General features: G+C 73.2%; 7 protein-coding genes and 1 pseudogene. 1 reads left to right on the forward strand and 7 read right to left on the reverse strand.

Translation table 11 applies throughout. The features are described 5' to 3' along the window. Positions 1-41: 41 nt before the first annotated feature. The 5 genes from CSR00_RS23515 to CSR00_RS23535 form a co-directional block, all read right to left on the reverse strand. Entirely contained in the window at positions 42-620 is a 579-nt protein-coding gene (locus CSR00_RS23515; protein ID WP_218014533.1) for a type II secretion system F family protein, read from the reverse strand. After that, positions 617-1,420 carry a type II secretion system F family protein gene (locus CSR00_RS23520; RefSeq protein WP_099024831.1) on the reverse strand — a complete coding sequence of 268 codons (804 nt, stop codon included), beginning with the start codon at positions 1,418-1,420 and terminating at the stop codon, positions 617-619. Before CSR00_RS23520 ends, CSR00_RS23515 begins: the two co-directional genes overlap by 4 nt. Continuing rightward, positions 1,417-2,589, reverse strand: a complete 1,173-nt coding sequence (locus CSR00_RS23525) for a TadA family conjugal transfer-associated ATPase (protein WP_099024832.1) — start codon at positions 2,587-2,589, stop codon at positions 1,417-1,419. The genes CSR00_RS23520 and CSR00_RS23525 overlap by 4 nt, the downstream gene beginning before the upstream one ends. After that, positions 2,586-3,695: a septum site-determining protein Ssd gene (ssd, locus tag CSR00_RS23530; protein ID WP_176562222.1), complete on the reverse strand. Its 1,110-nt coding sequence runs from the start codon at positions 3,693-3,695 to the stop codon at positions 2,586-2,588. Before ssd ends, CSR00_RS23525 begins: the two co-directional genes overlap by 4 nt. Positions 3,696-3,795: 100 nt before the next feature. After that, positions 3,796-4,155: a DUF2252 family protein gene (locus CSR00_RS23535; protein ID WP_099024833.1), complete on the reverse strand. Its 360-nt coding sequence runs from the start codon at positions 4,153-4,155 to the stop codon at positions 3,796-3,798. Positions 4,156-4,507: 352 nt separating this feature from the next. Here CSR00_RS23535 and CSR00_RS23540 point away from each other — a divergent pair, with 352 nt between their 5' ends. Next, positions 4,508-5,365, forward strand: coding sequence for an HAD-IB family hydrolase (locus CSR00_RS23540; RefSeq protein WP_099024834.1), 858 nt, complete (start codon positions 4,508-4,510; stop codon positions 5,363-5,365). Between the two features lie 429 nt (positions 5,366-5,794). On the opposite strand, the gene CSR00_RS23550 is transcribed toward CSR00_RS23540, so the two are convergent. Continuing rightward, positions 5,795-6,523 (reverse strand): oxidoreductase, encoded by a 729-nt coding sequence (locus CSR00_RS23550; protein WP_099024842.1) that lies wholly within the window; start codon positions 6,521-6,523, stop codon positions 5,795-5,797. Between the two features lie 16 nt (positions 6,524-6,539). Continuing rightward, positions 6,540-7,289 (reverse strand): annotated as a pseudogene (locus CSR00_RS23555) (ATP-binding cassette domain-containing protein); the annotation flags it as partial. Between the last annotated feature and the right edge of the window lie 129 nt (positions 7,290-7,418).

Consider the following 7,418-nt stretch of genomic DNA (forward strand, 5'->3'; position numbering starts at 1 on the left):
CTCGCCCCCACATCGGGGTTCCGCGGCCAGCCCGCGAAGCATCACAGCAGACCCGCGCCCAGGACATCGGCGGCCAACCCGACCACCACCGGGACGATGCCCAGGCAGACGAAGGCCGGCAGGAAACACAGCCCCAGCGGCCCGGCGATGACCACCGCGGCCCGTTCGGCCGCGGCCTCGGCGGCATCGCCCGCGTCGTGGCGCACCGTGTCGGCGAGTTCGGCCACACCACCGGCCAGCGCCGTGCCCGACGAGGCCGCACGGCGGGCCAGCCGCAGCAGTGCCAGACAGTTCGGATCGTCGACGTCGCGGCCACCGGCGCCGAATGCGATGTCCGGTTCGGCCCCGAGTACCAACAGATCGGCCGCACGGTGCAGCACATCGGCCAGCGACCGGGGTGCGGCCTGCGCGGCCGCCCGCGCCGCGGCGGGGATCGACAGGCCCGCCGACAGGCACACCGCCAGGACATCCAGCGCCGAGGCGGCCGCCAGCGGGTCCGGAGCATCGCCGTGCCCGCGACCGGTGACCGGCGTCGAGGGCACCGTGATCCGCCGACGCACCCGGGTGCGCCCGCCGCCGACCAGCACCGCCATCGCCAGGGCCAACGCCGCGGCCGTCACGGGATCCCCCGGTCGGTGATCCGTCCCGCCCACCACAGCCCGGCGCAGGTCAGCGCCGCACCGGCCACCAGCAACCACCCGCCGGCACCGGAGCCGGTCAAGAAGGCCAGCGGGGCCGCACCGATCGCCTCACCGAGCAGCAGACCCAGCACCGGCAGCCCGGCCAGAATGGTCGCGGTCGCCCGGGCACCGGCCATTCCGGCGTCCATCCGGGCCGCGAACCGCTGCCGTTCGGCGAGATCGTGCTGCGCGGCCCGCATCAGGTCGGCGATCGCGACGCCGTGCCGGTCGGCGACCTGCCAGAACTGCGCCAGGCGGTGCCAGGCTGCGGGCAGCGCCGAGCGGTCACCGGCCCCACGCAGGCCCGCGGCCACGTCCGCACCCAGGTGCGCCCGATGTGCCACCGCCCGTAGCCCCGCACGCACCGGGTCGGCCGGGTCGCGTGAGGCGACCGGTTCGGCTCCGGCGGCCGCGAAGGCCTGCACCGGGTGGGCGCCGATGCGCAGCTCCCCGACCAGCGCTTCCAACGCGCCGTACAGCATCCAGCCCTCCTCGCGTCGACGGCGACGGGCCCGGCCTCGCCGGCGCCGGGCGACGACGGTGGCAAGGACCAGCGCGGTGGACACGGCGACGCCCGGGCCGAAGGCGGCGGCGGTCAGGCCCGCCGCGCCGGCCGCGGGCACCCCCAGCACCCACCGGTGCCGGTTCCGGCATCGACCGGGTGGGGCCAGCCGCCGACGCGGTGCGCCGGGGTGGATCAGGACCGCCGCGGCGAGCACGAGCGCGGCCCAGCCCGTCATGGCGAGCTCCGGGTCAGCAGGCGGACCAGGTCGTCGGCCGCCGGGGTCGTCCCGGGTCCGGCCCGCCACGCCGCGACCGCACGGCAGGTGCCGTTCCCGTCGGCACGGATCAGCGCGATCTCGGTGAGCTTGCGGCCCTCGGCGCGGCGATCGACATGCAGCAGCACCTGTACGGCCGAGGCCAGTTGGCTGTGCAGTGCGGCCCGGTCCAGGCCCCCGAGGGCCCCGAGTGCCTCCAACCGGGCCGGAACGTCGGCGGTGTTGTTGGCGTGCAGGGTTCCGGCCCCGCCGGCGTGGCCGGTGTTGAGTGCCGCCAGCAGATCGACCACCTCGGCGCCGCGGACCTCGCCGATCACCACCCGGTCCGGACGCATCCGCAGCGCCTGCCGCACGAGCTGACGCATCGTGACCTCCCCCGCCCCTTCGACATTGGCGCCGCGGGCCACCAGGTTGACCAGGTGCGGATGCGGCGGGGCCAGCTCGGCGGCCTCCTCGACGCAGATGATCCGTTCGGTGGGACCGACGGTCCCGAGCAGGGCCGAGAGCAGCGTCGTCTTGCCCGCACCGGTTCCCCCGGAGACCAGAAACGCCAGCCTTGCCGCGATGACACCCCGCAGCAGTTCCTCGGCGGCCGGCTCGACGGCCCCCGACCGGACCAGTGCGGGCAGGTCCTGCCCGGCGGGTTGCAGCACCCGCAGCGAGATGCAGGTCCCCGCGGCGGCGACCGGCGGGAGGATGGCGTGCAGGCGCACCGTGATCCGCCCGCCGCACAATCCCGGGAGCAGGCCGTCCACCCAGGGCTGCGCGTCATCGAGGCGCCGGCCCGCCGCCAGCGCCAGGCGTTGCGCCAGACGGCGCACCGCATCCTCGTCGGGAAGACGGATTCCGCTGCGCCGCAGCCCTTTGCCGTCGTCGACCCACACCGCATCCGGAGCGGTGACCAGGACGTCGGTGGTTCCCGGCGCGCCGAGCAGGGCATCGAGAACGCCGGCGCCGGTGAATTCGGTCTGCAGGGCGCGCAGGTTGGCGAGCACCTCGGTGTCGCCGAGGACCCCGCCGGACTCGGCGCGGATCGCGCGGGCCACCGACGCGGGGTGCAGGACCGCGCCCCGATCGCCGGTCTCGGTCACCAGCCGCTCACGCACCCGGTCCAACAGGGAGTCGCTCATACCGCCACCCGCCCCGGCTCGAGGGGGCTGCGCGCCGCCAGCGCCAGCAGGGTGCGCGCCGCCGACAGCAGCGGCGACCGGGGCCGCGGCGCCAGGCCGCCGCGCTCCAACTTCTCGGCCAGCATCGGTTCGGGGCGCATGGCCGCCAGCACGGGCAGCCCCACCGTCTCGGCGACGTCGCCGGCCGACAGCCCGCCGGGCGAGGGACCCCGCACCACCAGGCCCACCGCCGGGTTGTACCCGGCGACGACGGGCCCGAGCGCCGCCGTCGCGGCGCATGCCCGCACATCGCTGCAGGTGATCACGGCCACCAGGTCCGCGGCCGCCAGGGCGACCAGCGCCGTGTCGGTCAGCCGGCGGGGCAGGTCGCAGACGACGGTGGCTCCGCCGCGGGATGCGGCGCCGATCACCGCGTCCACCGCGGCCGGTGCCGGTTCGTGGGCCGACCTGGCCCCCGAGACGACCCGGAGCCGTCCCTCGCCGGGGAGGGCCTCCTGCAGCGCCGGCCAGCTCAGCCGCCCGCCGGCGGCTGCGAGGTCCGGCCAGCGCAGCCCCGGCCGGCTCTCCATCCCGAGCAGCAGGTCGATCCCGCCGCTCCACGGGTCGAGGTCGACCAGCAGTGCCGGTTGCGCGGCCGGTTGCGCGGCCGACTGCGCGGCACGGGCCACGGCGGCGGCCAGGGTCGACGCACCGGCACCGCCGCGCCCGGCGAGCACGGCGATCAGCGCTCCGCGGCCCCTCTCACCGGGGGTGGTCTCCGCGGCGCGCGACAGCTCGCGCACCAGTTCATCGGCCCGGTCCGGCATCTCGATCACCTGCCGGGCCCCCACGGCAAGGGCCGCCGTCAGCGTGGCGGTGTCCGGTGCGGACCCACCCGCGCACAACACGAACGTGTCCGGCCGGCGCGGAAGGCCTGCCGCGGCGGCGCTGCCGGCGGTCTGCGCGTCGAGCAGCACGGCCACCGCGGAGACCCAGACCTTCCGACTGATCCGGGCACCGGGTGACAGGTGCACGACGTGGACACCGGCCGCGGCGGCCACCCGGTCGGCTTCGTCGCGGACCTCCGGGGCCCCCAGCAGCGCCAGCACGCCGGCTTCGTTGGTCATGGCCTACACCGTGCTCGGCGACACCCACATCCACCAGCCGGTGGTCTGCACATTGGGGACGCAATCCCGTATGGGGATAACGGGACTCACGCATGCAGGTTCAGTGGTACACCAGGTCCACCCGCCGGAACGCCCCCACTTCGTGGTCGGCGCCGAATGCCCTGTGGTCGGCCTTGTTGCGGGCGTCGGCCTCCTCGGCGAAGCCCACGATGTCCTCGACGAACAGCTCCCGGGGCCCCATGGCGGCGACGATGTCGGGTTCCACGTCGTGGTCGAGCAGTCCGGCCCCGTCCGAGCGGGCGTGCGCCTGGGCGAGCACCTCACCGCAGAGCCGTGCGTACTCACGCCAGTCGCCGTACGACAGGTCGTCGAGGTCGATGTCGTCGCGGAAGCAGCACCGTTCCCGCACCAGGAAGCTGATGCCGCGGTGTTTGATGCTGCCACCACCGACGGCGATCAGCCGTGCGCGTCCGGGGTGGGGCGGGAGCCTCGGTCACCAGCGCTGCCGTCATCGGCCGCGTCGACCGCACGAAAGCGGATTCCTGGCGAATACCCCTAGAAAGGGGACGACCCCCGCCAGGGGGGGAGGAGGCGAGGGTCGTCGTGTATCAGCCCCGGGGGGTCGGGCTGATGCACACCCGGCATAAGCCGAGTAATGCTCACTATACACACGACGAAGGTGGGCAGCGCAAGTCCGAAACCCAAGTCTCCGGCTGTGTTTCTCGTGAGAAATTACCGTCATTGACACGTGGCTTGAACTGCCAATTTAGACCGCATCCCGGAATTTGTCACAGACCCCCTATTCTTGTGCGGTGACCGCCCCCGACCCGGACGCCGGCCGCCCCCGCCTCGAGCAAACGACCGCCGAGCCGAGCCCCGGCGCCAAGACCGCGGCCTTCTTCGACCTCGACAAGACCGTCCTCGCGAAGTCGAGCACCCTGGCCTTCAGCAAACCCTTCTTCGATCAGGGACTGCTCAACCGGCGGGCTGTCCTCAAGTCGAGCTATGCGCAGTTCTTCTTCCTGATGTCCGGCGCCGACCACGATCAGATGGATCGGATGCGCTCCTACGTGACGAGCATGTGCGCGGGGTGGGACGCCGAACAGGTCAGGTCGATCGTCGGGGAGACCCTGCACGACATCGTCGACCCGCTCGTGTTCGCCGAGGCGCGCGACCTGATCGCCGACCACAAGCTGTGCGGGCGCGACGTGGTGGTGGTGTCGGCCTCCGGGGAGGAGATCGTGGCGCCCATCGCCCGGGCCCTGGGCGCCACCCACGCGATGGCGTCGCGGATGGTGGTCGAGGACGGTAAGTACACCGGCGAGGTCGCCTTCTACTGCTACGGCGAGGGGAAGGTCCAGGCGATTCGCGAACTGGCCGCTCGCGAGGGGTATCCGCTGCAGCACTGCTACGGCTACTCGGACTCGATCACCGATCTTCCGATGCTGGAGGCGGTCGGGCATCCGACCGCGGTCAACCCGGACCGGGCTCTGCGCAAGGAGGCGCTGAACCGCCAGTGGCCGGTGCTGACCTTCAGCAAGCCGGTGTCGTTGCGTGACCGCATCCCCGCCCCGTCCGGCGCTGCCGTGGCGACCAGCGCGGCGGTCGGCCTCAGCGCCCTGGCCGCAGGCGCGCTGACGTATTCGCTGCTGCGCCGGTACGCGCTCTGAGCACACCAGTAACAATCCGGCCTCGGCACAGCGGGTTCGCAGTTTTCACCCTTGCTGTGACCGGTGTCACGTAGTACAAATGAAGCACGGAAGCCAGGTGAGGCCAAGTCTGATCCGGAAGAGAAGGTTCAGTCTCCCACACCCGGCTACCCAGCACGGATCCCGGAACCCACGCGGAGTCACAGCCGCGATAATGGCAGAAGTGTTGCGGGCCTGCGTAATTGCGAAAATGCGAGCGGTGCCGACAGACCTTTGGGTGGGACTGCAACCGCAGCGCGACGCAAGATCGCCGAGGCCAACCCACGCAGCCCCCAGTTGCACGCATGGTAACCGGGCATCCGTGCTAGCGGGCGGCGAGCCGAACTGTTTCGGATCGCCGCCCGCTTCGTCTGTGCGGCAGCGTTTTTCGTCCCGCCAACGACGTGATCGCTACTTCTGCGCGGCGTCTTCCTTGGCCTTGGCGATGGCCTCGGCCTCGCGGGCACCGGCCTGCAGCGCCCGGCACGAGAGCATCAGCCACTGGGTCAGGCCGGCTTCGGTTCCCGCCGCGAAACCCGCTGCGGCTTCGCGGTAGTCACCCGCACGGCGCATCCAGAAGACCTCGGGCACCCCGAGGCCGTGCGGGTCCAGGCCCGAGGAGATGCTGACCAGCCGGCCCACGCCACGGGCCACCACCCCGTCGGCACTGCCGAACGGCGACAGCGCCAGCAGCTCGCCGTGGGCCACCGCGGCCACCACCGGGGCCGGCACCCGGGTGGCGCCGGTGACCAGCCGCCCCAACAGGTCCAGTCGCGCCGACACCTCGGGATTCAGCTGCGGCCGCCCCAGCGCGTCCTCCTCGGCCAGGTCGGCGGCGGCCAGGGCGTGCAGCCGCGCCAGCGCCTGCAGCGGCGCCCGCCGCCACACCCCCACCAGCGTGCCTTCTCCGCCCTCCAGCGCCTGGGCGACCCGCAACGCGCCGGCGAACACCGGATCACCGACCGAGTTCTCGTCGATCTGCGGTGCCCCACCGTCGAGCACCGAGGAGGCCCGCGCGGCGCGCAGCGCGGCCTCGGCGGCGGTCACCGGCCAGCCCCGCAGGTTGGCCCGGTGCCGGTGCGCCCGGCCGAGGGCCTCCCGGGCCTGTGCCGCGGCGTCGGCAACCCCCGGAAGATCCATCAGCGGCGCCAGCGGGTCATCGGTCACGGCCGGCAACCCTACCGGGAATGGCCTCCAGCAGGCCCACGGTGTACCGCGCACGCGGGTCACCGAACAGCTCCGCGGTGGGCCGCGGGCCCTCGACCACCCGGCCCGCCCGCATCACCATCACCTCGTCGGCGATCTGCCGGATCAGCCCCAGATCGTGGCTGATGAACAGGTAGGTCAGTCCCAACCGGGCCTGCAGCTCGGAGAGCAGGTCGATCACCTGGGCCTGGACCAGAACGTCGAGCGCCGAGGTGGCCTCGTCGCAGACCAGCAAATCCGGCTGCAGCGCCAGAGCCCGGGCGATCGCCACCCGCTGGCGCTGCCCCCCGGAGAGCTCCCGCGGCCGCCGGTCCAGCACGGCCGCGGGCAGGGCGACCTGTTCCAGCAACTCCCGCACCGTGGCCAGCCGGGCCGCGCGGTCGCCGATGCGGTGTATCCGCAGCGGTTCCTCCACCAACCGGTACACCGAGTACATCGGGTCCAGGCTGCCGAACGGATTCTGAAAAATCGGCTGCACGCGGCGCCGGAACGCCAACTGCTCGCGACGGTCGAGCCCGGCGACGTCGCGGCCCTCGACGCTGACCCGCCCCGACGTGGGTGCCAGCAGGCCGAGCACCATCCGGGCCAGCGTGGACTTCCCGGACCCCGACTCGCCGGCCACCGCCAGCGTGCTGGCCCGGCGCACCCGGAACGACACGTCGTCGACGGCGACGACGTCCCGGTGCCGCCACGGCGCGCCGGCACCGACGCCACGCTCATCGACCCGCTGGAGAAGTTCACCGGCGCAGTCGTCTCACTCGGCAACGCCGTCGCGTCGATCCCGCCGCTGCTGCTGTCGCTGCCGGGTTCGGAGACACCGATCACCGAC

It is taken from the genome of Mycolicibacterium palauense (assembly GCF_002592005.1).
Taxonomy (GTDB): Bacteria; Actinomycetota; Actinomycetes; order Mycobacteriales; family Mycobacteriaceae; genus Mycobacterium; species Mycobacterium palauense.

Coding starts and splice junctions, on each gene's coding strand:
- CSR00_RS23520 (WP_099024831.1), bottom strand. CDS start 1,420: ATGACGGGCTGGGCCGCGCTCGTGCTCGCCGCGGCGGTCCTGATCCAC.
- CSR00_RS23550 (WP_099024842.1), bottom strand. CDS start 6,523: ATGGATCTTCCGGGGGTTGCCGACGCCGCGGCACAGGCCCGGGAGGCC.
- ssd (WP_176562222.1), bottom strand. CDS start 3,695: ATGACCAACGAAGCCGGCGTGCTGGCGCTGCTGGGGGCCCCGGAGGTC.
- CSR00_RS23525 (WP_099024832.1), bottom strand. CDS start 2,589: ATGAGCGACTCCCTGTTGGACCGGGTGCGTGAGCGGCTGGTGACCGAG.